General features: G+C 72.8%; 21 protein-coding genes. 9 read left to right on the forward strand and 12 right to left on the reverse strand.

What is annotated here, in order from left to right; all coding sequences use genetic code 11:
• Positions 1–136 precede the first annotated feature (136 nt).
• Positions 137–1,750, reverse strand: coding sequence for a methionine--tRNA ligase (metG, locus tag ACGFU6_RS20710; RefSeq protein WP_393612659.1), 1,614 nt, complete (start codon positions 1,748–1,750; stop codon positions 137–139).
• A 160-nt stretch (positions 1,751–1,910) separates the two neighbouring features.
• Between metG and ACGFU6_RS20715 the strand changes: the two genes are divergently transcribed.
• Together ACGFU6_RS20715 and ACGFU6_RS20720 are read left to right on the forward strand one after the other, a co-directional pair.
• A complete protein-coding gene (locus ACGFU6_RS20715) occupies positions 1,911–2,603 on the forward strand; it encodes a response regulator transcription factor (RefSeq protein WP_393612993.1) in 693 nt (230 codons plus the stop codon).
• Positions 2,600–3,820: a sensor histidine kinase gene (locus ACGFU6_RS20720; protein ID WP_393612661.1), complete on the forward strand. Its 1,221-nt coding sequence runs from the start codon at positions 2,600–2,602 to the stop codon at positions 3,818–3,820. The genes ACGFU6_RS20715 and ACGFU6_RS20720 overlap by 4 nt, the downstream gene beginning before the upstream one ends.
• Here the strand turns inward: ACGFU6_RS20720 and ACGFU6_RS20725 are convergent.
• Entirely contained in the window at positions 3,769–5,238 is a 1,470-nt protein-coding gene (locus ACGFU6_RS20725; protein ID WP_393612662.1) for a VWA domain-containing protein, read from the reverse strand. The two genes, ACGFU6_RS20720 and ACGFU6_RS20725, sit on opposite strands and share 52 nt — an antisense overlap.
• A gap of 280 nt (positions 5,239–5,518) precedes the next feature.
• Here ACGFU6_RS20725 and ACGFU6_RS20730 point away from each other — a divergent pair, with 280 nt between their 5' ends.
• Positions 5,519–5,923, forward strand: a complete 405-nt coding sequence (locus ACGFU6_RS20730) for an RNA-binding S4 domain-containing protein (RefSeq protein ID WP_393612664.1) — start codon at positions 5,519–5,521, stop codon at positions 5,921–5,923.
• A 42-nt stretch (positions 5,924–5,965) separates the two neighbouring features.
• Here the strand turns inward: ACGFU6_RS20730 and ACGFU6_RS20735 are convergent, their stop codons facing one another.
• From ACGFU6_RS20735 to ACGFU6_RS20750, 4 genes are all read right to left on the reverse strand, one after another.
• Entirely contained in the window at positions 5,966–7,882 is a 1,917-nt protein-coding gene (locus tag ACGFU6_RS20735; protein ID WP_393612666.1) for an FUSC family protein, read from the reverse strand.
• 64 nt (positions 7,883–7,946) lie between these two features.
• On the reverse strand, positions 7,947–8,198 hold the full coding sequence (locus tag ACGFU6_RS20740; protein WP_123524982.1) for a DUF2630 family protein: 252 nt from the start codon (positions 8,196–8,198) through the stop codon (positions 7,947–7,949).
• Positions 8,199–8,252: 54 nt separating this feature from the next.
• Positions 8,253–9,212 carry an NADP-dependent oxidoreductase gene (locus ACGFU6_RS20745; protein ID WP_393612668.1) on the reverse strand — a complete coding sequence of 320 codons (960 nt, stop codon included), beginning with the start codon at positions 9,210–9,212 and terminating at the stop codon, positions 8,253–8,255.
• Positions 9,213–9,310: 98 nt separating this feature from the next.
• Positions 9,311–10,216, reverse strand: a complete 906-nt coding sequence (locus tag ACGFU6_RS20750) for a hypothetical protein (RefSeq protein WP_393612670.1) — start codon at positions 10,214–10,216, stop codon at positions 9,311–9,313.
• 122 nt (positions 10,217–10,338) lie between these two features.
• On the opposite strand from ACGFU6_RS20750, the gene ACGFU6_RS20755 reads away from it, so the two are divergent.
• Together ACGFU6_RS20755 and ACGFU6_RS20760 are read left to right on the forward strand one after the other, a co-directional pair.
• Positions 10,339–10,737, forward strand: coding sequence for a hypothetical protein (locus tag ACGFU6_RS20755; protein WP_393612672.1), 399 nt, complete (start codon positions 10,339–10,341; stop codon positions 10,735–10,737).
• 95 nt (positions 10,738–10,832) lie between these two features.
• On the forward strand, positions 10,833–11,951 hold the full coding sequence (locus ACGFU6_RS20760; RefSeq protein WP_393612674.1) for a MerR family transcriptional regulator: 1,119 nt from the start codon (positions 10,833–10,835) through the stop codon (positions 11,949–11,951).
• Positions 11,952–12,032: 81 nt separating this feature from the next.
• On the opposite strand, the gene ACGFU6_RS20765 is transcribed toward ACGFU6_RS20760, so the two are convergent.
• The 4 genes from ACGFU6_RS20765 to ACGFU6_RS20780 all read right to left on the reverse strand — a co-directional run bounded on the left by ACGFU6_RS20765 (position 12,033) and on the right by ACGFU6_RS20780 (position 14,881).
• Positions 12,033–12,455: a universal stress protein gene (locus ACGFU6_RS20765; protein WP_393612676.1), complete on the reverse strand. Its 423-nt coding sequence runs from the start codon at positions 12,453–12,455 to the stop codon at positions 12,033–12,035.
• Between the two features lie 141 nt (positions 12,456–12,596).
• On the reverse strand, positions 12,597–13,250 hold the full coding sequence (locus ACGFU6_RS20770; protein ID WP_393612678.1) for an FMN reductase: 654 nt from the start codon (positions 13,248–13,250) through the stop codon (positions 12,597–12,599).
• Positions 13,251–13,254: 4 nt separating this feature from the next.
• On the reverse strand, positions 13,255–14,340 hold the full coding sequence (locus ACGFU6_RS20775; protein ID WP_393612680.1) for an LLM class flavin-dependent oxidoreductase: 1,086 nt from the start codon (positions 14,338–14,340) through the stop codon (positions 13,255–13,257).
• A 160-nt stretch (positions 14,341–14,500) separates the two neighbouring features.
• Positions 14,501–14,881: a winged helix-turn-helix transcriptional regulator gene (locus ACGFU6_RS20780; RefSeq protein WP_393612994.1), complete on the reverse strand. Its 381-nt coding sequence runs from the start codon at positions 14,879–14,881 to the stop codon at positions 14,501–14,503.
• Here ACGFU6_RS20780 and ACGFU6_RS20785 point away from each other — a divergent pair.
• The 4 genes from ACGFU6_RS20785 (at position 14,777) to trpS (ending at position 17,415) form a co-directional block, all read left to right on the forward strand.
• Complete coding sequence (locus ACGFU6_RS20785; RefSeq protein ID WP_393612682.1) at positions 14,777–15,178, forward strand: hypothetical protein; 402 nt, start codon at positions 14,777–14,779, stop codon at positions 15,176–15,178. The genes ACGFU6_RS20780 and ACGFU6_RS20785 overlap by 105 nt on opposite strands.
• A gap of 83 nt (positions 15,179–15,261) precedes the next feature.
• On the forward strand, positions 15,262–15,741 hold the full coding sequence (locus ACGFU6_RS20790; RefSeq protein ID WP_393612684.1) for a hypothetical protein: 480 nt from the start codon (positions 15,262–15,264) through the stop codon (positions 15,739–15,741).
• The gene (locus ACGFU6_RS20795; protein WP_393612686.1) at positions 15,738–16,097 is read left to right on the forward strand and encodes a hypothetical protein; all 360 of its coding nucleotides are present in this window, start codon (positions 15,738–15,740) and stop codon (positions 16,095–16,097) included. The genes ACGFU6_RS20790 and ACGFU6_RS20795 overlap by 4 nt, the downstream gene beginning before the upstream one ends.
• A gap of 256 nt (positions 16,098–16,353) precedes the next feature.
• Positions 16,354–17,415, forward strand: coding sequence for a tryptophan--tRNA ligase (gene trpS, locus ACGFU6_RS20800; protein WP_393612688.1), 1,062 nt, complete (start codon positions 16,354–16,356; stop codon positions 17,413–17,415).
• A 56-nt stretch (positions 17,416–17,471) separates the two neighbouring features.
• On the opposite strand, the gene ACGFU6_RS20805 is transcribed toward trpS, so the two are convergent.
• Positions 17,472–19,478 (reverse strand): NAD-binding protein, encoded by a 2,007-nt coding sequence (locus ACGFU6_RS20805; protein WP_393612690.1) that lies wholly within the window; start codon positions 19,476–19,478, stop codon positions 17,472–17,474.
• 27 nt (positions 19,479–19,505) lie between these two features.
• The gene (locus tag ACGFU6_RS20810) at positions 19,506–24,440 is read right to left on the reverse strand and encodes a DNA repair ATPase (RefSeq protein WP_393612692.1); all 4,935 of its coding nucleotides are present in this window, start codon (positions 24,438–24,440) and stop codon (positions 19,506–19,508) included.
• Between the last annotated feature and the right edge of the window lie 108 nt (positions 24,441–24,548).

Below are 24,548 nucleotides of genomic sequence, written 5' to 3' on the forward strand. Positions count from 1 at the left end.
GACATCTGCCCACCCCAAACACAACGTCGGCCTGACCCACCAACGAGATGGATCAGGCCGACGTCACGACGAAGGGGCATTCGCCAACAGCATCCGCCGGTGCGGTCCCGCCCCTCCTCGCGTACGTACGAACCCCTTACTCGGGCTTCTCCTCCAGGCGCGGGAACAGCACCGCACCCTTCGTCACCGTCGCGCCCGGCGCCAGCCGGCCCCAGTCGGCGGCCTCGCCCATGCGCTGGTCGGAGAGCGCGCCCAGGGACTCCTCGGCGCCCAGGGACTCCCACAGCTTCTGCGAGGTGTCCGGCATGACGGGGTTCAGCAGAACCGCGACACCACGCAGCGCCTCGGCGGCCGTGTACAGGATCGTCGCGAGGCGGGCCCGGCCCTCCGGCGACTCGTCCTTGGCGACCTTCCACGGCTCCTGCTCCGTGATGTAGCCGTTGACCTGCTTCACGAAGTCGAAGATCGACAGGATGCCGCCCTGGAAGTCCAGCTCCTCGCCGATCTTCCGGTCTGCCTCGGCGACGGCCTTCGTCAGCCCGTCCCGCACCGCCTGCTCGGGCTCGCCCGCCGCCGTGGCCTCGGGGAGCGCACCGCCGTAGTACTTGCCGACCATCGCCGCCAGGCGCGAGGCCAGGTTGCCGTAGTCGTTGGCGAGCTCGGAGGTGTAGCGGGCGGTGAAGTCCTCCCAGGAGAACGAGCCGTCACTGCCGAAGGCGATGGCCCGCAGGAAGTACCAGCGGTACGCGTCCACGCCGAAGTGCGAGGTCAGGTCCTGCGGCTTGATGCCCGTCAGGTTCGACTTCGACATCTTCTCGCCGCCGACCATCAGCCAGCCGTTGGCGACGACCTTGCCGGGCAGCGGCAGCCCCTGCGCCATCAGCATCGCGGGCCAGATCACCGCGTGGAAGCGCAGGATGTCCTTGCCGACCAGGTGCACGTTCGCCGGGAACGTGGCGTCGAACTTCTCCTGGTTGGCGCCGTAGCCGACCGCCGTCGCGTAGTTGAGCAGCGCGTCGACCCACACGTAGATGACGTGCTTGTCGTCCCACGGGACCGGGACGCCCCAGTCGAAGGTCGAGCGCGAGATCGACAGGTCCTGGAGACCCTGCTTCACGAAGTTCACGACCTCGTTGCGGGCCGACTCGGGCTGGATGAACCCGGGGTTGGCCGCGTAGAACTCAAGCAGCTTCGGGCCGTACTGGCTCAGCTTGAAGAAGTAGTTCTCCTCCTTGAGGATCTCCACCGGCTTCTTGTGGATCGGGCACAGCTTCGTGCCGTCCTCCGCCTCGATGAGGTCGCCGGGGAGTTTGTACTCCTCGCAGCCCACGCAGTAAGGGCCCTCGTACCCGCCCTTGTAGATCTCGTCCTTGTCGTACAGGTCCTGAACGAACTCCTGCACCCGGTCGGTGTGCCGCTTCTCCGTCGTACGGATGAAGTCGTCGTTCCCGATGCCGAGGTGCTCCCACAGGGGCTTCCAGGACTCCTCGACGAGCTTGTCGCACCACGCCTGGGGCGTGACGTTGTTCGCGTCGGCCGTGCGCATGATCTTCTGACCGTGCTCGTCCGTGCCGGTGAGGTACCACACCTTCTCGCCGCGCTGGCGGTGCCAGCGGGTGAGCACGTCGCCTGCGACGGTCGTGTAGGCGTGGCCCAGGTGAGGAGCGTCGTTGACGTAGTAAATGGGGGTCGAGACGTAGAAGCTCTTCACGTCCTCGCCCCCCTGCTTCTCTGATCCAGTGGCCGCCATGGTCGAAATCCTAACGGTCCGTGGGAGATCCACTCGCACCGATAAATCCGGCGCCGGGCGGGGGCGGCCCCGCGGAGAGCTTTGCGATACACAGCTTCCCGTAGCAAAGTCGCATCCTGGGATGGAGTGGACACGCATGCACGAGGCAGAGGACATCACGATGCGGGTACTGGTCGCCGAGGACGAGGAGATCCTGGCGGAGCTGGTCGCCACCGGGCTGCGCCGGGCGGGGTTCGCCGTCGACACGGTCTACAGCGGTGACGCCGCCCAGGCCTACCTGGGGCTGCACGACTACGACGTCGTCGTCCTGGACCGGGACCTGCCCCGGGTGCACGGCGACGACGTGGCCCGCGGACTCGTGGCCTCCGGCTCCCGCACGAGGATCCTGATGCTCACCGCCGCCGGGTCCATGGAGGACCGGGTCTCCGGGCTCGACCTGGGCGCCGACGACTACCTGGGCAAGCCCTTCGAGTTCCCCGAGCTGGTGTCCCGGGTACGCGCGCTGCGGCGGCGCAGCGCCCGCCCCGTGCCGCCGCAGCTGGTGCGGTACGGGATCCGGCTCGACACCGTGCGGCGCACCGCGTCCCGGGACGGGCGGGAGCTGGACCTCTCGCCGAAGGAGTTCACCGTGCTCCAGCTGCTGCTGGAGGCGGACGGCGGGACGGTCAGCGCGGAGGAGCTGCTGGAGCGGGCCTGGGACGCCAACGCCGACCCTTCCCCAAGCTCTCAACTCCGTTCGAGCAGGGAGATACCCCACTCCGGGGCCGTCCGCGTCTGCATGAGCGAGCTGCGCGGCAGACTCGGTGAACCGGCGGTGATCCGCACCGTGCAGGGTGTCGGGTACGCCCTGTGAAGCGTCCGGCCCGGGTGCCGCACTCCACGATCAGGACCCGGATCGCGCTCGTGTACGGCGGGGTCTTCCTGGTGCTCGGCACCGCCCTGCTCGTCACCGTCAACCTGGCCTCCCGCGCCGGTACGGACTCGCAGGCCCGCTCCATCGCCCGCACGGCCGCCGTCGCCCAGCCCGGCTACGCGGTGAACGGCCCCCTCATCACCCGCCGGCGCCTCGGTCCGCCGACCGTCTACGACCTCACCGACCACGTCAGTGACGCGGCCGGCCACCAGCTGCTCATCTGGTCCGCCGCCTCGCTGCTCGTGATGACGGCCTGCGCGGTGGGCGTCGGGTGGTGGACCGCGGGGCGGGTCCTGCGGCCGGTCCACGCCATGACCGCGAAGGCGCGCCGGCTCTCCGAGCACACGCTGCACGAGCGGATCGCCTCCAGCGGCCCCGACGACGAGCTGAAGGAGCTGGGCGACACCCTCGACGCGCTGCTCGCCCGTCTGGAGAAGGCCTTCGACAGCCAGCGGCGGTTCATCGCCAACGCCTCGCACGAGCTGCGGACCCCGCTGGCCACCCAGCGGGCGGCGATCCAGGTCGGCCTGGACGACCCGACGCCGGACGACCTCGTACGGACCCGGCAGACGCTCCTGGACAACAACCGGCGCAGTGAGCGGCTCATCGAGGGGCTGCTGGTGCTGGCGCGCAGCGAGCGCGGGCTCGCGAAGGGCGAGCGGGAACACGTGGACCTGGCCCGGGTGGTGGCCGAGGAGGCGGGCCGGCACCCGGGGGTGGCCGTCGGCGCGGCCCCGTGCGCGGTGCGGGGCAACCGGATGCTGCTGGCCCAGCTGGTGGCGAACCTGCTGGCCAACGCGGTGACGTACAACGTGCCCGGCGGGACGGTGGAGGTGTCGCTGGCCACCGCGGGCGGGACCGGGAGCGGCAGAGGAGGCGGGGGCGGGGTGCTTCGGGTGTGCAACACCGGCCCGGTGGTGGACGAGGCCGACATCCCCGGCCTGTTCGAGCCGTTCCGGCGGGGCGAGGGCAAGGACCGGATGGGGCCCGGCTCCGGGCTCGGGCTCTCGATCGTGCGGTCCATAGCGGTGGCGCACGGCGGTACGGTCACGGCGGTGCCGGGCCCGGAGGGCGGCCTCGCCGTGACCGTACGTCTGCCGGCCGGTCAGGCGCCCGCGGCTACCCACGCGGGCAGCGCGGCGAGCACCTCGCGGTAGAACGCGGCGTCCCCGACCTCGCGCGGGGCGGGGCCCGCGTGGAAGAAGCCGGCGTTCGGGGCGTCCAGCTTCCGCAGGAAGTCGAAGCCCTTCGAGTCCTGCTCGCCGAACGCGACGAACTGGAAGAACAGCGGCAGCCGTGCCGCGTCCGCCAGCGCCTGGCGGGCGGCCTGCTTGGCGTCCGGGGGCCCGTCCGTCTGGAAGATCACCAGCGCCGGACCGGTGGACCCGGACTTCTCGTGGTGCGCGACGACCTCTTCGACGGCGCGGTGGTAGTTGGTCCGGCCGAGCCGGCCGAGGCCCGCGTTCAGCTCGTTGATCCGGCCCTCGTGGCCGGACAGCTCGACCGTGCCGGTGCCGTCGATGTCCGTCGAGAAGAAGACGACCTGGACGGTGGCGCTCTCGTCCAGGTGCGCGGCGAGGGCGAGGGCGCGGTCGCCCAGGTGCTGGGCGCTGCCGTCCTTGTAGAACGGCCGCATGGAGCCGGAGCGGTCCAGGACCAGGTAGACGGTGGCGCGCAGGCCGGTCAGCCCGTACGCCTTCAGCCCGGCCTGGGCGGCCTTGTACGGGGCGACGAGCTCGGGCGCGCGGGACTTGACCCGGGCGAGGGAGAGCGCGGGCTTGCCGTCGGCGAGGGCGGGGGTGGCCTCCGCGGCGACCGGCTCTGCGGTGACGGGTTCTGCGGTGACGGGTTCTGCGGTGACGGCCTCCGCGGCGACCGGCTCTGCGGTGACCGGCGCGGGGGCGGGCACGGGGGCCGGCTCGGGGGTGGCCTCTGCCGTGACCGGTACGGGGGCCGGTGCGGGTACCGGTGCCGGCACTGCGGCGAGTTCCGGTTCCGGTTCCGGGTCCATGTCGATGGTGATCGGCTCGGGGGCGGTCTCTGCGGTGACCGGCTCGGGGGCGGGCGCGGCGACCGGTGCGGGGATCTCGGCCGGGGCCTCGACGGGCTCCAGCGCCTCGACGGGCTCCGGGGCCACGACAGCGGCCGCTTCCCCGACCGGCTCGGGCTTCGGCTCCGCCGTCGGCTCGGGCTTCGGTTCCGCTTCGGGCTTTGCCGCCGCGGCCTTCGTCCTGGGCCCGGAGCCCTGCGGCGGAACCGTGGGAGTGGCCTTGGGGGCGGGGGCGGCGGCCTTGTCGAAGGCGGCTGCCACCAGGTCCGTGGCCAGGTCGTCCTTGTCCTTGTCCTTGGCGGACCGGGAGGAGGCGGAGGAGGCCGGGGCCGGGACGGATGCCTTGACGGCCGGGGCGGGTTCGGGCTCCGACCCGGCCTGCGCGGCCGGTTCGTCCACCGCCACCGATGCCGGCTCCGTGGACCGGGTGCGCTCGCCCTGGGGCGGGACCGTGGCCGTCGTCGGGCCGTCCTGCTCCGTGGCGTCACGGCCGAACACCTTGCGCAGCATGCTCCGAATGCCCATGGGCGAGGCCTTTCACGTGAGTTGGGTGCGATGAATGTCCGTACTGCGGGAATTGATCCCTGGCCAGGGCGGATACGTAAGGTTAGCGGCCGGATCCGGCCGTTCGGTGGCGCGGCCCGCCTGAGGGGCAACCGAGCCGAAACCGATCCCGGACCGAGTCCTGCAACCGTGCGGTGGTGGTCTGATGTACGTCATTCACATGTATTTCTGTAGTGCCGAGTTGCCTGGTTGACGGACATGTCCGGGGCCGTCCGCAACGAGAGGCAATAGAGTCGGAAGCATGGTTTCGGGTGAGGCGCCGCAGGCGGCGGGCAGCGTTCGGGTCGACGTCTGGATCTGGTCGGTCCGGCTGACGAAGACGCGGGCACAGGCTGCCGCCGCCTGTCGCGCGGGTCATGTGAGGGTGGCGGGCGAGCGGGCCAAGCCGGCCCAGGCGTTGCGCGTCGGCGACGAGGTACGGCTGCGGCACGCGGGCCGGGACCGGGTGGTGGTCGTCTCGAAGATCGTGAAGAAGCGGGTCGGGCCGCCGGTGGCCGCGGAGTGCTTCGTCGACAACAGCCCGCCCCCGCCACCGCGCGAGGCCGCGATCCAGGTTCCGGTGCGGGACCGAGGGGCGGGGCGGCCGACGAAGCGGGACCGGCGCGAGATGGACCGGTTGCGGGGGGACGGGCCGCCCCCGGAGTGACCTGGGCCGGCACCGCACCAGGGGTGTGGTGCCGGGTACGGGTCAGGGCTGCGGGGACGCGATCGCCCTGGCCGCTGCCACCTCCTGGCGCAGGGGGGCCAGTACGCCCTCCTCGTCGCCCGGGAGTTCGGCGCGTACCTCTATCAGGACCTCGCTCGCCCTGATGCCGGCCGCCAGTTCGCGGAGCTGCTGCCGCACCTCGGCCACCTCGGCCGGTTCCGGTTCCGGGGCGCCGTGGTTGACGCGTACCCGGGCGGCGGTCGTCGCGTCCACGATGCGTTCCACCGCGACGACCAGGGGCCACCACGCGGCGGCCCGGCGGCCGGTCGGGGGCGGTTCCGTCAGGGCGCGCTGGAACTCCGAGCGCACGGACGACAGATCGCGGTAGATGCGGCGGCGGGCCCGGACCCGTTCCGCCCGGTCGCCCGGGGACTCCGGTTCGAAGGCGTACGCCACGTAGTCCGCGATGTCCGTCACCGCGTCGGCCAGCCGGTGGCCGATCCGGGTGTGCCAGCTCTCCGGCCACAGCAGGTATCCGGCCACCAGCACGATGCCGCAGCCGATCAGGCTGTCCAGGAAGCGCGGCCAGACCAGGTGCACGCCCTGGTGGTTGAGCAGGTCGGACAGGAGCAGGATGACCGGCGTGACGGCCGCCGTCTGGAAGGCGTAACCCTTCGCGGTGAACGCCGGGATCAGCGCGGCGAGGAGCATCATCACCGGCACGTCCCACCAGCCGAGCGGCACCTCGGCGAGCACCGGCGCCGCGATGACGAGGCCCGCCGCCGTGCCCACGGAGCGCAGCACCGCGCGGGAGAACACCGAGCCGAAGTCGGGCTTGAGTACGAAGGTGACGGTGAGCGCAACCCAGTAGGAGCGCGGTACGTCGAACAGCGAGGTCAGCGACTGGGCCAGCCCGATGCAGAGCGCGAGGCGCAGCCCGTAACGCCAGGAGGGGCCGGAGAGCAGGACGTTGCGGGTGGCGCGCCGGATCCGTACGCCGAGCGCGGCCGGGCGGCCGAGCCGGTCGTCGACGTTGTACGGATCGGGATCGGCCTTGTGGACCACGGCGGCGGCGTGCCGCAGGGCGGCGTCCACGGCCAGCGTCGCGGGCGACTCCGGTGCGGGCAGGGCGGGTTCGCCGCCGCCGGTGCGGCTCTCCTCGATGTCGTCGGCCAGGGACCGTACCGCCGCCGGGATCCCGGGCGGCAGCGGTCGCCGCCGCAGGTGCACCGCCGGGGCGGCCTCCACGAGCGGGATGACGACGTTGAGCTGGGACAGCAGCCGCACCATGGCGCCGCTGCGGCCGTGGTAGCGGGCGCGCCGGGCCAGGATCAGGTCGTAGGAGGTGTTGAGGGAGTGGGTGACGGCCTGCCGCTTCTCCTCGTACCCGTCGGTGCCGGCGGCGGCGAGCAGGTCCGCGACCGCGCAGTACGTGCCGGCGACCGAGACCCGTTCCGGCAGCTTCCGCCGCAGTGGCCAGGCCAGCAGGGTCAGTACGAGGACGAAGAGTCCGCCGAGCGTCAGCAGCAGCGGCGCCACCCACCAGGGGTTCGGCATCGGAAGTCCGGCGCCCACCACGGAGTTGAGCAGGAGCAGCAGCCCGGACACGGAGGCCACGGCGCCGATCGTCGACATCATCCCGGAGACGAGCCCGATGACCGTCAGCACGGCGACGGCGGCCCAGCCGGTCCCGAACACGAGCGTGCCGGTCATGATGCCGAGCGCGCCGAACAGCTGCGGTACGGCGATGTTGAGGATGCGCATCCGGTACGCGTCGGCGGTGTCGCCGATCACGCCGGAGAGCGCGCCCATCGAGACGAGCGCCCCGTACACCGGCCGGTCGACGGCGAAGCCGACGGCGAGCGGCGCGGCCAGGGCTACGGAGGCGCGGGCGACGGCGGCCCAGGGGACGGGGGTTGGCTGCGGGCGCAGACCGTACCTCAGCCAGACGGGGGGCATCCCCCGCCGCGGTGCCGCCGCGGAGCCGGTTGCGGCCAATGCGTCCCCCTGTGGTGTGCGGCGGTCAGCTGCGGTATCCCTCGACCTCGTCGGCCGGGCGGACCCGCGCCTGGGACGGGTCCTCCCCGAACTCGCTCAGTGCGCGGCGCTGCCTCAGCAGGTCCCAGCACTGGTCGAGCCGGACCTCCACCGTACGCAGTCGCTCCTGCTCGTCGGCGGTGAGGCCCGGGTCGCGGGCGCCCCGGTCGCGCAGGCTCCGTTCCTCCGCGACGAGTCCGTCGATGCCGCCGATGATGTCGTGCTCCTGCTTGTCCATGTGTCTCTCTCCGTCTCGATGGTGTCGGTTGCGTTTGTTCCCGGGGGGTGCGGTTCAGCGGTGGCCGTGGTGGCGCAGCACGATGACGGTCTTGCCCCGGGCCCCGCCCGTCCGGTTGCGGTCCAGGGCCTGTGGGGCCTTCTCCAGGGGGAGTTCGATGTCGATGGGCACGCGGAGCACTCCTTCCGTCGCGCCCGCCGCCAGGATGTCCAGCAGCACGGGGCTCGGGTCGAGCGCGAAGTCGATGCCGCACACGCCGTCGGGGAGTGCGGCGCCGCCCGCGACGCCCCGGGTGCTGAGCGCGATCCCGCCGGGCCGGACCGCCGCGGCGTGGGCGGCGAACGCCTCCGGGGTGTCGGACACCAGATCGGCCAGCGCGTCGATGCCGTCCGGGCAGACCGCGCGTATCGCGCCGGCCGCCGGGCCCGCCGTGGTGTCGATCGTGGCGGCGGCGCCCAACGAGCCCATCCTGGACCGCTCGTCGCCGCGCACCGCCGCGACGACGCGCACGTCGCGGGCCCTGGCGAGCTGGGTCAGACAGCTCCCGACACCACCCGCCGCGCCGATGACCAGCAGGCTCTCGTGGCCGAGCAGCACGGCCGTCTCCAGGATCTGCGCCGCCGCCATCCCGGCCGACGGCAGCGCGGCGGCGGTGCGGGCGTCCAGGCCGAGCGGGACGAGGGTGATCGCGGCGTCCTGCGGGACGCAGACGTACTCGCAGTACGTACCGGCGCCGACCGGCGGCCCGGTCCGGCCGAAGACCTTGTCACCGACCCGGAAGCGGTTTTCGCCGCTGCCGATCATCTCCACCCGGCCCGCGAAGTCCACGCCGACGACCAGCGGGAACACGTGCGGGACCTGTCCCTCCAGGGAGCCGTCGGCCGTCTGCCAGTCGGAGGGGTTGAGGGAGGCGTACTCGATCCGCACCCGTACCTCACCGGCCGCCGGTTCCGGCTTGGGGAGCTCCACCAGTGCGGGGTCGGCCCGGAACGCGCCGACGGCGATGGCTCGCATACGGAAGACCTCCCAGTCGACCCCGGCAGTGCACGCAATCCACTCTTCCCCGGCCCGTCCACGCCCGCACGTCGGCGGTCAGCGCGTCGGTCGCGGCGTCATACGTCGGGTGCCACCGGCGCCGGCGGCGGCAGCACCCTGCGGGTCCAGATCCGTGCCGCGACCGCGCACACCGCCAGGGCCAGCCCCGCGCCGAAGACGATCCACACCGTCGTGCGCAGGGACGCCGTCAGCGCGTCGTAGACCGCCGCGGCCCCGTCCGTCTCGTTGCCCGGCACCTCGGCCAGCACCCGGTTGCGGGCGTAGGCCAGCGCCCCGCGCAGCAGCAGCGCGCCGACCGCGAAGCCGGTCCCGGCGACGGCGGTGGCGGACAGCGCGGCGAGCGCGGAGCCCCGGCGGCCGGGCCCGCCGCGAACCCAGGCCAGGACCACGGCGAGCAGCGCGAACACCAGGGTGCCGACGGCGGGCCAGATGCTCGCGGCGCGCAGCCACCGGAAGCTCTGCCGCAGCTGGTCGGCCCGGTCGGCGGAGACGATCTGGATGTCCGTGTGCTCGATGGGGATGCGGTCGGCGAACGGCACCCCGTTGTCCAGCAGGTTCTGTTTCACCTGTTCCGTCACGGGCGCCAGGTCGATGGTGACGCTCTCGCCGCTCCCGCCGTCCAGCGCGGCGGTGACGGCCTCGTGGGCGGTGCGGTTGGCGGCGTTCCAGGCGGCCTGGAAGGCGTCGGTGGTGGTGAAGGACTCCACGGCCTGGTGCAGGAAGCCGCGCACGGTGTCCCCGAGCGGACCGACGTCGATCTGCTTCATCGCCTCGTCGGTGATCAGGTCGGCCACGGTGTTCTGCACATCGTGGTCGGAGGCGAGCGGCGCGACGGCGGCGACGTAACGGTCGGTGTCGTCGATCTCCAGGTCGACCCAGGCGGAGAGCGCGCTCAACGGCACCAGGACGGCGAGCAGCACCAGCAGTACCGCCGAGAGCGCCGTCGAGAAGTAGGTCCGCACCCCACCAGGGAATCCCGGATGCGCCGGGAACGCTCGGGCCGTGAGCCATTCGAGTTGCCGGGAGGCGCGACCAGGTGTGCTCTGGAGGGTACGGAGGGGGAGAGCGGAAGGAGCTTCCCGTCATGGCCGCACATGCTTCGGTGCAGGCGCGCGGAACGCGCGCACGGGCACAGAGTCACTCCACCCTCAGCTGGGCACTGCCCGTCACCTTCGGGGTGATCCTCGGCTGGTACGCGACGTCCATCGTCCGGGGCGGCGGTGTGCTCACCGGCGGGCAGCTCGCCCTCGGCCTGATCTCCGGCGCCGCTCTCGCGGCCCTCTGCTTCGGCCTGGGCCGGGTGCAGAAGCGGCTGCCGGCCGAGCTGCGGGCGGTGGCCTACGGCGCCCTGTTCGGCGGCTCGATCGGCTTCCTCTACAGCCTGTCCGGCAAGAGCGTCCTCGCGGCCTCCGTGCTGGGCCTGCTGACCGGGGCGGGCATGCTGATAGCCGCGTTCTACACCTTCTACACGCACGAGAAGTGAGCGCGCCCCACTGCCTCCCGCTCTCCGTCAGCCATCCTTGACCTTCTCCGCGGGGGAAGGCCAAGGATCGGCGTGCCGGGCGGGCACCGCCCGGCATGAGGAGGCACGAGGTGACGGACACGGAGCAGGGGCGGCACGCAGCGGCGCTGGTGACGATCGGGGCGTTCGCCCGGCTGTCCCGGCTGTCCGCGAAGGCGCTGCGCCGCTACGACGAACTCGGTCTGCTGGAACCCGCGCTGGTCGATCCGGTGAACGGCTACCGGTACTACGACCCCGCGCAGGCACAGACGGCCAGGCTGGTGGCCTGGCTCCGCCGGATCGGCATGCCGCTCGCCCGGATCACGGAGGTGATCGCGCTGGACGCCGGCGCGGCCGCCGCGGCGGTCCGGGCGTACTGGGCACAGGTCGAGGCCGACACAGCCGCCCGGCGCGACCTCGCGGCCTTCCTCATCGATCAGCTGTCGACGGAGGAAGCCATGACAACGGTGGGAACGCTCGGAATCCGGTACGCGGCACGCACCGACACCGGTGCGGTGCGCGAGACCAACCAGGACGCGGTGTACGCCGGGGCCCGGCTGCTCGCGGTCGCCGACGGGTTCGGCGAGGGCGGCGCGAGGGCGAGCACGGCCGCGATAGACGCCCTCAAACCGGTGGCACGGGGAGCGGTACCGGCCGCGGAGCTGCTGAACATGCTGCACGACGCGGCGGAGCGGGCCGCGCGGGCGGTGCGGGACGCGGTGGCGGGGAGCGGCGCGCCGGACGAGTCGGGGACCACGCTGACCGCGCTGATGTGGACGGGCGAGCGGCTGGGGCTGGTGCACATCGGGGACTCGCGGGCGTACCTGCTGCGCGGGGGCGAGCTGTTCCGGATCACGCACGACCACAGCCTGGTCCAGTCGATGATCGACGACGGCTCGCTCACCGAGGAGGAGGCCGCCTCGCACCCGCAGCGCGCGCTGCTGCTCAAGGCGCTGGCCGGCAGCGGCCCGTCCGGCTCCGGACCCGATGTGGACGTGCGCGACGCCCGCGCCGGTGACCGCTACCTGCTCTGCTCGGACGGTCTCTCGGCGGTCGTGGACGGTACGGAACTGGCCCGGGTCCTCGCCTCGGCGGACGGTCCCGGCACGGCCGCGCGCGAGCTGGTCGGGCTGGCCGGCGCGGCGGGCGCTCCGGACAACGTGGCCTGTGCGGTGGCGGACGTCGTGGAGCTGTGACGGCACGGGGCGGGCCCGCACGGTGCGGTGACCGTGCGGGCCGTACCCGTACCCGTACTCGCTCCGGTACCGTGCCCGGCGTCAGTTGCGCACCACGGTCACCGGGCACGCGGCGTGCTGGGTGACGTGGAGGCTGACCGAGCCGAGCAGGGTGGCCTTGAAGCCGCTGTACCCGCGTGCGCCGACCACCAGCAGGTTCGCGCCCTCGGCCCGGTCCAGCAGGGACTGCGCCGGGTTGCCGATCACCACGACCTTGCTGATCGCGGCGGCCCCCACGGCGCCGAGTGCCTCCTCCAGCGCCTCGGTGAGCGAGACGGTGGCCATGGCCTGGGGGTCGAAGTCCTCCGGCAGGCCCGGCATCATGGACGCCCAGCTGGTGGCGGGGTACTCCCAGCTGTTGACGGCCTCGACCGTGTCACCGGTCAGTTCCGCCTGGCGTACGGCCCAGTGCAGTGCCTTGATCGACGACTCGGAGCCGTCAACGCCCACCACGATCCTGCCCATCTCTGCCTCCAGCTCGGTTCGGCTCGATTGCGCGGGTGCGGCGTACGGAGTCCGCGCATCCGCAGTTCCTGCGGATGTCCCACGGCGCACCCTCCCGCCCAACTCTAGTCAAACCGGACGAAACCACAGCGCGTGGGTCGGTCAGGCCTGCCGGAGACCGGCGAGCTGCTGCTCGAACGGGACGACCTCGTCGTCCAGGCCGAGAGCCCGGGAAGCCCCGGAGACGGCCCGGCCGCCGGTGACCGCGCTCGCCAGCTCGCCGCCCGCGCGACGGATCCGGGCCGGCAGGCCGTCGGCGTACTCGTCGCCGGACGCACCCCAGTCCTCCGAGGCGGCGTACACCGACGTCGGCAGCGTGACGGCTCGCAGATAGGCGAAGAGCGGGCGCATGGCGTGCTCAAGGACCAGCGAGTGCCGGGCGGTGCCGCCGGTCGCGGCGACGACGACGGGCTTCCCGGTCAGCGCGGTGTTATCGACGAGGTCGAAGAACGACTTGAACAGTCCGCTGTAGGAGGCGGTGAAGACCGGGCTGACGGCGATCAGCCCGTCCGACTCCGTCACCGCGCCGATCGCTTCCTCCAGTGTGGCCGAGGGAAAACCGGTGACCAGGTGGTTGGCGATGTCGACGGCCAGGTCACGCAGCTCGATCAGCCGGACGTCGACCGGGCGGTCCTGCTCGGCCTCCAGCCGTTCCCGGGCGGCGCCGGCCAGCCGCTCGGCCAGCAGCCGGGTCGAGGACGGGCTGCTCAGCCCGGCCGACACGGCGACGATCCTCAGGGGTTCGGTGGCGAACACGGTGTCAGCTCTCCTTCGTGTGGGCGGCGACGACGGCCGGGTGCAGCGGCGCGGACTCGGGGACCCCGGCCGGCCGCAGGGCGGCGAACTCCTTGCGCAGCACCGGTACGACCTCCTCGCCGAGGATGTCGAGCTGCTCCAGGACGGTCTTCAGCGGCAGCCCCGCGTGGTCCATCAGGAACAGCTGGCGCTGGTAGTCACCGACGGTGTCCCGGAAGGACAGCGTCCGCTCGATGACCTCCTGCGGAGAACCCACGGTCAGCGGCGTCTGCTGGGTGAAGTCCTCCATCGAGGGGCCGTGCCCGTAGACCGGCGCGTTGTCGAAGTACGGACGGAACTCCCTTACCGCGTCCTGCGAGTTCTTCCGCATGAACACCTGGCCGCCGAGGCCCACGATGGCCTGCTCGGCGGTGCCGTGCCCGTAGTGGGCGTAGCGCTGCCGGTAGAGGTTCACCATCTTCGCGGTGTGCTCGATGGGCCAGAAGATGTTGTTGTGGAAGAAGCCGTCGCCGTAGTACGCGGCCTGCTCGGCGATCTCCGGGGAGCGGATCGAGCCGTGCCAGACGAACGGCGGGACGCCGTCCAGGGGGCGCGGGGTCGCGGTGAAGGACTGCAGCGGCGTCCGGAACTTGCCCTCCCAGTCGACGACGTCCTCGCGCCACAGCTTGTGCAGCAGGGCGTAGTTCTCGATGGCGAGCGGCATGCCCTGGCGGATGTCCTTGCCGAACCAGGGGTAGACCGGTCCGGTGTTGCCCCGGCCCATCATCAGGTCGACGCGGCCGTCGGCGAGGTGCTGGAGCGTGGCGTAGTCCTCGGCGATCTTCACCGGGTCGTTGGTGGTGATCAGCGTCGTGGACGTGGAGAGGATCAGCCTCTCGGTGCGGGCGGCGATGAAGCCGAGGGTGGTGGTGGGCGAGGACGGGACGAACGGCGGGTTGTGGTGCTCACCGGTCGCGAAGACGTCGAGGCCGACCTCCTCCGCCTTCTGCGCGATGGCGATCGTGTTCTTGATCCGCTCGTGCTCGCTCGGCGTCCGGCCGGTCGTGGGGTCGGTGGTGACGTCCCCGACGGTGAAGATCCCGAACTGCATGGCGCCCGCCTCCAAGATTGTTGAACGTTGAACTATGTGAACACACCCTACAACGGAGTGCTCCGCCTCCCTATTCCATGGGATCGAACGGGTTCCGGCCATCGCACACGAACGGTCACGAGCGGCTATGGGCTGTTACGGCTCAAGCGGATTGCCGGTGTCAGGACCGCTCGCCGACGCCCTCGGCGTGCTGCGGGTCCCCGCCGAGCAGGTGCTCCCTGCCCCACGCCCCGAGCGGGGCCAGTGCCGCGTTCAGGGACGTGCCGAGCGGGGTGAGGCCGTACGTGACGCGGCGGACGGCTCCCTCGAAGGCCTCCTCGCGGAAGACGATGCCGGCCGCCTCCAGCTCCCGCAGGTGTGAGGCGAGGACCTTCTCGGTGACGCCGGGAAGCGCGCGCCGCAGCTCACCGCCGCGATCGCCTCGGCCACCGGCCCCGTGGTGCTCTGCCTGCTGGACGACGCCTCCGTGACCGAGGTCCTGGACGGCCTCGGCCTCGGTGGCAAGGACCTCGTCAACCTGACCACCGGCACCCCGGAACAGGCCCGGGACCTCGACCGGACCGCGTTCGCCGCCCTGCTCACGGACTGGCTGCGCGCCATGGCCGGCTCGGCCCAGGAGATGGCCGCCCAGCTGGAGAGCGGCGACTACACGGAAGGCGTCGTCTCCAACCTCGCCATGATGGCGGCGGGCAACGACACCCTCCTGGCCACGGCGACGGGCCAGTCGGTCGACCCCCGCCTGCTCACCCCGTACATGGACCTGATGCGCCGCCGCGTGGCCCAGGGCCATGGCGCCGAGGACCTCGCGGGGACGGTCGGGCTGCTGCGGGGGGTGTGAGGGGCGGGCCCGCCGGGTCCTTGTCGCCGTGTCCCTCCTGTGGGTGATGGCCGGAGGAGGACTTTCGAAGTACTTTCAAAGTTATGAGCAACGAGAGCGCTGCCGTGAACTTCTCCGAGCTGGTGAACAAGAACAAGCAGACCCTGGCCCGGCTCGATGAGTCACCACAGCTCCTGCTGCACCGCAGGGACGGTGAGGATCTGGTCCTCACCACCGCCGTCCGGGCCGAACAGGACCGGAGCGTGGTTTCGGCGGCCACCCGCATGCTCGCCGCCATGGCCCGGCGGGGGCCCGGCAGTATGGAGCTGCTCCTGGACATACTTCCGGACGCGTTTCCCTGGGTCCGGTTCCTTCCCGAACCCGATGTCCACGCCTTCGCCGTCGAACTGGTCGACACCATGCGCGCCGCCGACTCGATCGGCAACAGCGCATCAGTCGCCCAGCTGCTCACCGCATGGCAGCACAGTGCCGAGGTCCACTCCGACCCCGAACTGCTTGCCGCGCTGACCAGGGACCATGAGGAGGATTACGGGCGGGTGCCCGATCCGCGGGGGCTCGCATGAGCGCGGGCCGGGGCGACCGGGCAGCGCCTCCTGCGCCGGAAGGGCAGTGGGAAGTCCGCTTCGCCGATGCGGCGGCAGCCAAGGGCTGGGAGAGTCTGGGCCGGCAGGCCCGCAGCAACACGTATCGCGCCTGGATCATCATGCGTACGGATCCGGGGCCGGCAGCCGAGATGTCCAGGCATCACCGACTGAAGGGCAGCCTGGCCCACGGAACCCACCGGGGACAGACCTGCGAGCAGTGGCAGATCGAGGTGACCGGAGGTGGACGTGTCTGGTACCTGCTGGACACGTCCGCCGAAACCTGCTGGATCACCTTCGCGAGCACAGGGCATCCGCGGGCCACAGATCGCTCGTGAGTCCGGCCGGCGGGGCGCTGGACGGGCCCGGCCCGCATGATGAGCCGCCGCACCGGGCCCGTGCGCGCTACGATCGCGCCATGACCTCCGTACCGTGCCGGAACTGGTGGCGCTCCTTCTAGGAGCGGCCACCTCTTCTGCGCGGGACCAGGGCCGTTCGACATGGACGGCCCTTTTTCTCTGCCCCTTTCCGGTACGGGTCCCTCGTCCGGCGGGCCGTCCTCCACGCACACACCGACGCGAGGAGAGACCACTCATGACCACGACCACGCCCACACCTGCGGCCTTCGCCGATGCCGCCCCGGCCGGCACCCTGGAGGCCCGGATCCGGCGGCACCCGGAGCGGTTCCGGGTGATGACCGGGGACCGGCCCACCGGGGCGCTGCACCTCGGGCACTACTTCGGAACGCTCCACAACCGGGTGCGGCTCCAGGACCTCGGGGCCGAGGTGTTCGTGCTCGTCGCGGACTACCAGGCGCTGACCGACCGGGACGTGGTCGAGCGGCTCGGGGCGACCGTGGAGGGGCTGCTGCTGGACTACCTGGCCGTCGGCATCGACCCGGAACGTGCGGTGATCTTCAACCACAGTGCCGTGCCCGCGCTCAACCAGCTGCTGCTGCCGTTCCTGAGCCTGGTCTCCGTCGCGGAGCTGGGCCGCAACCCCACGGTCAAGGACGAGATCGCGCACTCCCGGCAGGCCGCCGTCAGCGGGCTGATGTACACCTACCCCGTCCATCAGGCCGCCGACATCCTGTTCTGCAAGGGCAATCTGGTGCCCGTCGGCCAGGACCAGCTGCCTCACCTCGAAATGACCCGGACCGTCGCCAGACGGTTCAACGAGCGGTACGAACAGGTCTTCCCGGAACCCGAGGCTCTGCTGTCCGCCACACCGCTGCTGCTCGGCACCGACGGCACCAAGATGAGCAAGAGCCGAGGCAACTGCATCGCGCTCGGCGCCGACGCGGACACGACGGCACGCCTGATCAAGGGCGCGAAGACGGACGCCGAACGCCACATCACCTACGACCCCGAGGGGCGGCCCGCGGTGTCCGGCCTCGTGCTGCTGGCCGCCCTCTGCCTCGACCGCGATCCGCGCGAGGTGGCCGAGGAGATCGGCGGCGGCGGCGCGGCCGCACTGAAGCGGACCGTGACCGACGCGGTCAACACCCGGCTGGCCCCGATGCGGGCCCGACGGGCCGAGTACGCAAGGGAGATGGGGTACGTACGGGCCGTGCTGCGGGCCGGCAACGAGCGCGCCAACGCCATCGCCGACGCGACGCTGGGACAGGTGCGGGAGGCGATGGGTGGTCCGGTCTAGCGGGCGTCCGCCGGGGGCCGGCGTTCCCCCACGGACAGGAGCCTGCCCGCAGCAGCTCAGCGGTGCGTCAACGAGCTCCGCCTGCGCAGGAGTTCGGCCAGTCCGCGCCGGGTGGCGGCGATGACCACGCGGTCGGTGGGCTGGAGTACGTAACCCGGGTGCAGGTTCCACACCAGGCCGCCGGGGCGGTCCTCGGTGCCGGTCCCCGGTGCCAGCGGGGGCGTCCCCGGGAAGGCCAGGTCCGGGCGGCGGTCGGCGGGCGGGGCGACGTCCAGGGCCAGGACCCGCCAGGCGCCGGACCGGAACGCCTGCTCCACCGTGCGGCCCTCCAGCTGCGGGTGCCCGGCCACCTCGACCGCGGCGAACAGCATCACCTTCCGCTCGACCGGCACCGCCCCCAGGATCTGTCGGCCCATCATCGCGACCGCGAAGGAGGGCGCGGCCAGGTGGGAGACCGAGCGGGAGCGGGTCAGTGCCTGCGGGTGGGCGGTGCGCAGGGTGCGGTAGACGGCGGTGGCGAACTCGTCGTCGAACAGCCGCAGCGTCACCCGCAGGCTCGGCTTGACCGAGCGGGCGTACAGCGCGGCCTCCAGGTTGGTGGTGTCGATGCTGGTCAGGGCGAGCAGGGCGCGGGCGCGCCGGATCTTCGCCGCCTCCAGCACGCCCTCCTGCGTGACGTCCCCGATGACGACGGGCACGTGCAGCCGCCGGGCCACCGGAATGCCGCGCGCGTCCGGGTCGTCCTCCACGCACACCACGGGGATGCCGAGTTCGCGCAGCTGGACCAGGACGCGGGTGCCGATCTTCCCGAGGCCCAGCAGCACCACGTGTCCGGACAGGCCGCGCGGCGGGCGGCGCAGCGAGGAGGCGGTGCGCAGCGAGCCGAAGGCCTCCAGCACCCCGGCCACCAGCAGCGGGAGGAGCATCAGTCCGGCGACACCGGAGAGGATCTGGATGATCTGGCGGGCGGTGGGGTCACCGATGGCCGGGTCGCCCATCGCGAACAGGTCGAGCAGGGTCAGGTACGCGGCGTGCAGGGGCTTGTCCCCGGTGGTGAACGTGGAGGCGACCGCCAGGCCGAGGACGGCCAGCCCGACGCCCAGCGCGGACCAGCGCAGCCGGCGTGAGAAGAACTGGCTGAGCGGTGCGCTGCGGCCGCCCATCCGGCGGGTCCGGGCGTTCGCGCCGTTGCGGCTGACGGCCTCCAGGACGATGGTGCCGCGCCCGGTCGCGGCTGCCACCTCGGCCTGGTCGGGGAGCAGCCGGGGGCCCTCGTCGCCGCTGCTGTCGGAGCCCTCGGTGCCCGCCGGGTCGTGGGTGGTGGAGGAGAGCAGGGCCAGGGTGCACAGGCCCGGGTCGGCGACCTGGCCGTCGCGGGGCGGGGTGCGTTCGGCGGCCCGCAGGAGCAGGCCCTCCGCCTGGATCACCTTGCTGGATCCGGCGAGCGCGGTCGCCGCGAGGGCGGGGGCGGCGGTGTCGGCGTCGGACAGGACGGTGGTGGACGCGTCCAGCGCGGTGTGGTCGAGCCCCGGCGACGCGACGGCGGCCGCCTGGTCGAGGAGGGCCTCCAGGTGCTGGCCGAGCTTGCGGTTGTAGAGCCGGATCACCAGCCGGACCCGGGGGTTGAGCCGGCGGGCGGTCAGGGCGGCGCGGATGTTGCGCTCGTCGTCGTCGTAGACGAGGGCCAGCGCGGCGGCCGTGTCGACACCGGCCTCCTCCAGCGCCTCGTCGGACGGCTCGTGCGCCTGGAGGATGCGTACCGCCTCCACACCCGCGTTGGTGTCGCTGTCGGCGTTGCCGCCGCCGTTGCCGGCGCCGTTGCGGTTCATCGCCGACGACATCCGGCCGAACAGGGCGGCCGCCCGCCCGCGCCCGGTCAGCGGCAGTTCGGGCCGCCTCGGGTCGGGCCCCGGTGGCAGGAGGAGGGTGACCCGCTCCCCGTACACGTAGCGCAGTTCCACGGCGAGCCGCTGGGCGAGCGCGTCGTCACCGCAGACGACCATGTGACCGGAGAACGGGGAGCGTTGGGGCTGCTGTGGGAGTGGGGGCACATGACCCAGCATGCCTGTTCCCTTCTGTCGTCGCCGCTGTCACCGGTCCCCGGGTTCCCCGGACGGCGGACGGGCGAGGAGGCGGCGGGGGTCCGTCGCCCGGCCGATCGCCGTCTCCACCGCCGCGATCCGGTCCGCGAGCAGGCCGAGGGCGGCCACCGCACGGGTCACGGGGTCGCCGTCGGGGCCGCCGAGCGCCTGACTGCGGACGTATCCGGCGGTGATCGCGGACCAGCGGGCGGCCTGCTCCGGACCGAGGGTGCCGCGCAGCGCGGCGAGCTTCAGCAGGGCGGCCTCGGCGCCGGTGGTGAGCGTCTGGGCCTCGCCCGCGTAGTGGTCGTCGATGACGTCGGACAGCTCGGCGTCGTTCATCACGGGCACGATCCGCTCCGCGATCCGGTTCATGTTGCGGTACGAGCCCTGTAGCCGGAACGGCGGTTCGGTGCGGGTCGCGTCCGTCTGCGCCGCCGATGCGATGTAGGCGGCGTTGACGGCGAGCACGGTGTCCCGGGCGGTGAGCAGATGGCGCAGCACGGCCACGATCCGTTCCGCCTCGGCGGGCGCGTACGGGTGCTGCAAGCGGCTCGCGGCGGCTGACGGCTCCGTGCCGGCGGCCAGCCGGAGCAGCAGCGCGAGGTCCTCGCGGGAGCGTCCGGCGAGCGGGGCCAGTACCGGGTTCGCGGTCAGCGCGTTCTCCACGAAGCTCAGCGCGAAGACGTCGTCTCGGCCGCTCAGCACCTCGCCGAGGTTCCACACGTCGGCCCGGTTGGCGAGCATGTCGGGGATCCGGAACTGCTCCCCGGACTCGGTGTACGGGTTGCCCGCCATGCACACCGCGAACCGCTTGCCCCGCAGGTCGTAGCTGCGCGGCTCGCCGTCGCGCACGCCCTCGATCCGGCGGGTGGCGTCGCAGAGCGGGATGAACTTCTGGAGCAGTTCGGGCGAGGTGTGCTGGATGTCGTCGAGGTAGAGGAGCGTGTTGCTGCCCGCGTCGAGGGCGAAGTTGATCTTCTCGATCTCCTGGCGCGCGGTCGCGCTGCGCGCCTGCGCGGGGTCGAGCGAGGTCACGTCGTGGCCGAGGTTGGGTCCGCTGATCTTGACGAGGACCAGGCCGAGCCGGTCGGCCACGTACTCCATCAGCGTCGTCTTGCCGTAGCCGGGCGGGGACACGAGCAGCAGCAGGCCCTGCGAGTCGGTGCGGCGGTCGGCGTCGGCGGTGCCGAGCTGCTTGGCGAGGCTGTCCCCGATCAGCGGCAGGTACACCTCGTCGAGCAGCCGGTTGCGGACGAACGCCGACATCACGCGCGGGCGGTGGTCGTCCAGCCGCAGCCGGGCGCGCTCGGCGGCGGCCAGCGCGGTCCGCCGTCGCTGGTAGGCGCGGAAGCCGGGAACGGTGACCTCGCGGAACTCGGCTGTACGGGAGAGGAGTTCGTCGATCCGGACCGGCAGCCGGCCCCGGTCGATGCGCGGGTGGACGCCGAGGAGCCCGTCCACGGTCGCGGTGAGCGGCGCCTCGCCCTCGTACCGGCGGACGGCAGGCTCCGGGCAGAGCTCCACCGCGACGGCCTCCGCGAGATCGCCCGCGTCCAGCTCGGAGCCGCTCGCGCGGGAGTAGGCGGCGAGCCAGCCCTCGACGAGCTGGCGGCGGGCGGGCAGCTCGTCCCCGAGGGCCGCGAGATCCTCGTCGTATGCCGAAGTTCCCGTCGTGCGGCGGAATTTGTCCAGGAAGGTGCGGACCGACGCGCTGGTCACGAATCCGTCGGGGCCGCTCGTCAGCTCCTCGAAGAGGTACGAGGCGACCGCCCGCGCGCCCTCGCCCCCGATGGCGCCCGCCCACTCCTCCTGGAGCGTGGCGAGGGCGGGGGTGAGTCCGAAGGTGTCGCGGGCGCGCGCCAGTGAACGGGCCCGCAGCGTCCAGGACTGCCGCCGCGCCTCGTCGGTCCCGTGCGCCCAGAACAGCTGGGCGGCGGCCCGGACGGCGGGCGCCCAGCGCAGCAGCCCGGACCCGGCGCGCAGCCGCAGCAGCACGGTCAGGATCGCGGTGGCGTCCTCGTCGTGGACCCCGCGCTGATAGCCCTCGTCGTAGGCGTCGGCCGCCGATGTCCGTACGAGCGAGGCGAGTTCGGGCGCGTCCAGCGGGCTCAGCCGGTCCGCGCCGTGCTCGGTCAGCAGCCGGGCGGCCAGGTGCTCGCCCCGGTACACGGACGGGGACTCGGAGGGCAGCTGCTGGTCCCAGTACGGGCGGGTCTCGGCGAAGGCCGGATCGGTCACCGGCATCCGGTAGTCCGTGCCGGTGACGGCGAACGCGAGCCCGTCGCCCTGGGGCACCAGCGTCAGGTCGAACGGCTGGGTGTTCACCGCGAACCGGTGGCGGCCGAGGCGGACGGTCGCCCCGCCGTCCGCGTACAGCTCGCTGCGGTCGCGCAGCGCCCGGCCGGCCTCCTGGCGAGCCGCGAGCAGCTGCCCGTCCAGCTCCTCGGCCCGTACCGTGTCGCCGAGTTCACGCAGCTCGGCGGCGGTACGGCGGACCTTGGTGACCATCGGGTCGGAGGCGAAGTAGGTGTGGACGGCGTCCGTGTCGGGCAGTGCGGCGCTGCGGCGGGAGACCGTCTCCAGCACCCGGGCGGCGGACTGGGCGAGGCGTTCGGTGCGGCGGGCGACGGCGTCCTGAAGGGTCTGCCTGCGCGCCGAGAACGCTTCGTACACCTCCGTGCGCCGCTCGGCCAGCGCGGTCAGGAAGTCGTCGGACTCGGTGAACCGCGCCTCCAGGTTCTCCAGCTGGAGCAGCAGTCGCGCGAGCTGCTCGTCGCAGGCGTCCGGGGTCGAAGCGGCGGCCAGCGCACCCGTCACCGCCTGCCCCAGCAGGGCGAACTCGGCGGCGAACTCGGCCCGGCCCTCGTGGTCCAGGAGCTCGCGGCGGCGGGCGTCCAGGACGGCACGGACCCGGTTGACCCCGCCGAGCACCTCCGCGATCCGCTCCAGGATCGAGGTGCGGACCACACCGTCGCCGATGTCCAGCCCGGCGACGACGTCGGTGACCGTGCCGAGCCCGTCCGTCATCTCCGTCAGCCGGGCGCCGAGCGCGGCGGCGTCCGTCACGGTGGCGGCCGAGGACGCCTCGTCGGTGAGCCGCGCGAGGTCCGCGTGGTACCCGGCGAACGCGTCCTCGCCGGCCAGGAATGCGACCGCGCGCCGGCCCGCCGCCGTGAGGTCGTCGGCGGTGGCGGCGGTCAGCTCCGCGATCCGCTCGGTGTCCGCGTACCGCATCTCGCCCAGCGCGGCCAGATGGCCGTGCGCGCCCCGGAGTTCGGTGAGCCGGGCCACCCACTGGGCGGCGGACTGCGGGGCCTCGCCGCGCACCCGGCGCACCAGGGCGGTGATCCGCTCCGCGCTCGCGGCGAGTGCGTCGGCGGCCTGCCGGGTCAGCTCCTGGACGCCCTCGAACTCCGCGATGACCTGCCGCGCGGTGTCGCGGAGCTCGGTCAACGGCTCTGCCAGGGAGCCGAGTTCGGGGTCGTTCAGCCAGTGGTAGCGGTCGGTGGCGCGGGTGCAGTCGGCCAGCAGCCGGGCGTAGACCGCGCCGGTCGGGGTGGTCCCGTCGGCGCTGTGCGCGAGGGCGAGGCAGTCGGAGATCCCGCGCACCAGGTCGGCGTTGCCGATCCGGGCCAGCGGGCCGGTGCCGGCAGGGCGCGACGCCGCGTAGGTGTCGGAGACGTACGGGGTCTGCCAGCGCTGCAGGGGGTGGACCCGGGCCGGGCCGGCGTCGGGGCCCTCGACCGGGTCCCGCAGGAGTACGAGCGTCCCGTCGTCGAGCAGGGCGTGGCCCCGGCCCTGCAGCGGCGTTTCGACCTCCTGGCGGATCACGTTGTAGGGCAGCAGCAGGCTGCGGCCGTCCTCCCGGGAGCGGAACGCGTACAGCACGTCCTCGCCGTTGGGGGAGCGGACGGCCCCCTCGAAGACCGGCTCGGTCAGCGGCTGGGCGATGTCGAAGGTCTTGGCGGTGCCCGTGGTCAGGTAGAAACCGCCGGGGAAGATGATCCCCTGGTCCTCGGGGAGCCGGTGGCAGGCCGGGCCGATGCCGTCCAGCCGCAGCACGGTGCCCAGGAGCGAGTTGAACACCAGGTGGCGGGCGGCCTCCTCCTTGTAAGGGCGGATCCGGAGCAGGACCAGCGGGCCCAGCTCCGCGTACTCGACCTCGGCGTCCGCGAGCGACTGGAGCGGTTCGGTGACCGGCTCCCGGTAGATCCCGTCCGGGGTGTCCGTGTCGTTGACGGTCTTGACGGTGAGGCTGCCGCCGAGGGTGTCGACGTAGAGCCGTGCCTCGCCGCCGTCGCCCGTCGCGCCGATCGCGATGTGCGGGTGCCGGCCCGCGATGTGGGCCTCGCGGCCGGCCGGGGTCCAGATGAAGTCGTGCGACGGCGGGAACACGTGGTCGCGCTCGCCCCGGGCGTCGAGGAACGCGCCGGGCGAGCCGTCGGCGTCGAGCGCCCAGCGCAGGACGCGGATGTCCTCGGCGCTCTCGCCAGTCCGGAACACCGCGAGGAGCCGGCCGTCGGTACGGCGCAGCCGCAGCAGGCGGGCGTCACGGTAGTAGCGGTGCAGCCCGTCGAACTCGCGGACGAACGCCTCGTCGGTGAGCAGCGGATCGGTGCCGGGGGCCAGCTCGGCGTCGTACAGCGCGAGTACGTCTTCGACGGCGGGCTCGTCGCGCCGGCCGGGGCCGCGTTCGAAGCCGAACAGCAGGTGGCCGCCGACCGCGACGAGGTCGCGGGGGGTGGAGGGCTGCCCGGTACGGATCTGCTCGGCGCCGAGCAGCCGCAGCCCGGTGGAGCCGAACTCCTCGGTGCGGCGGGAGTTGAGCGCCTCGGCCCGGCGGGTGAGCTCCGCGGCCTGGCCGGCGAGCCGCCGCCGCAGCACGTCGTAGGCCCCGGCCTCCACGGGGCCGCCCGGGGGCGGCGGGGTTCCGGTGTCCATGCGGTGCGGCTCCTTACGGGGTGGGCGGATGTACGGCACGGCGCCCGGGGCGCGGGGGTTGTCCTCAATCGCCGGACGGGCTTGAGGGGGTGGGCGGTTTTCGGGAGG

The organism is Streptomyces sp. NPDC048462 (assembly GCF_043200175.1).
Taxonomy (GTDB): domain Bacteria; phylum Actinomycetota; class Actinomycetes; order Streptomycetales; family Streptomycetaceae; genus Streptomyces.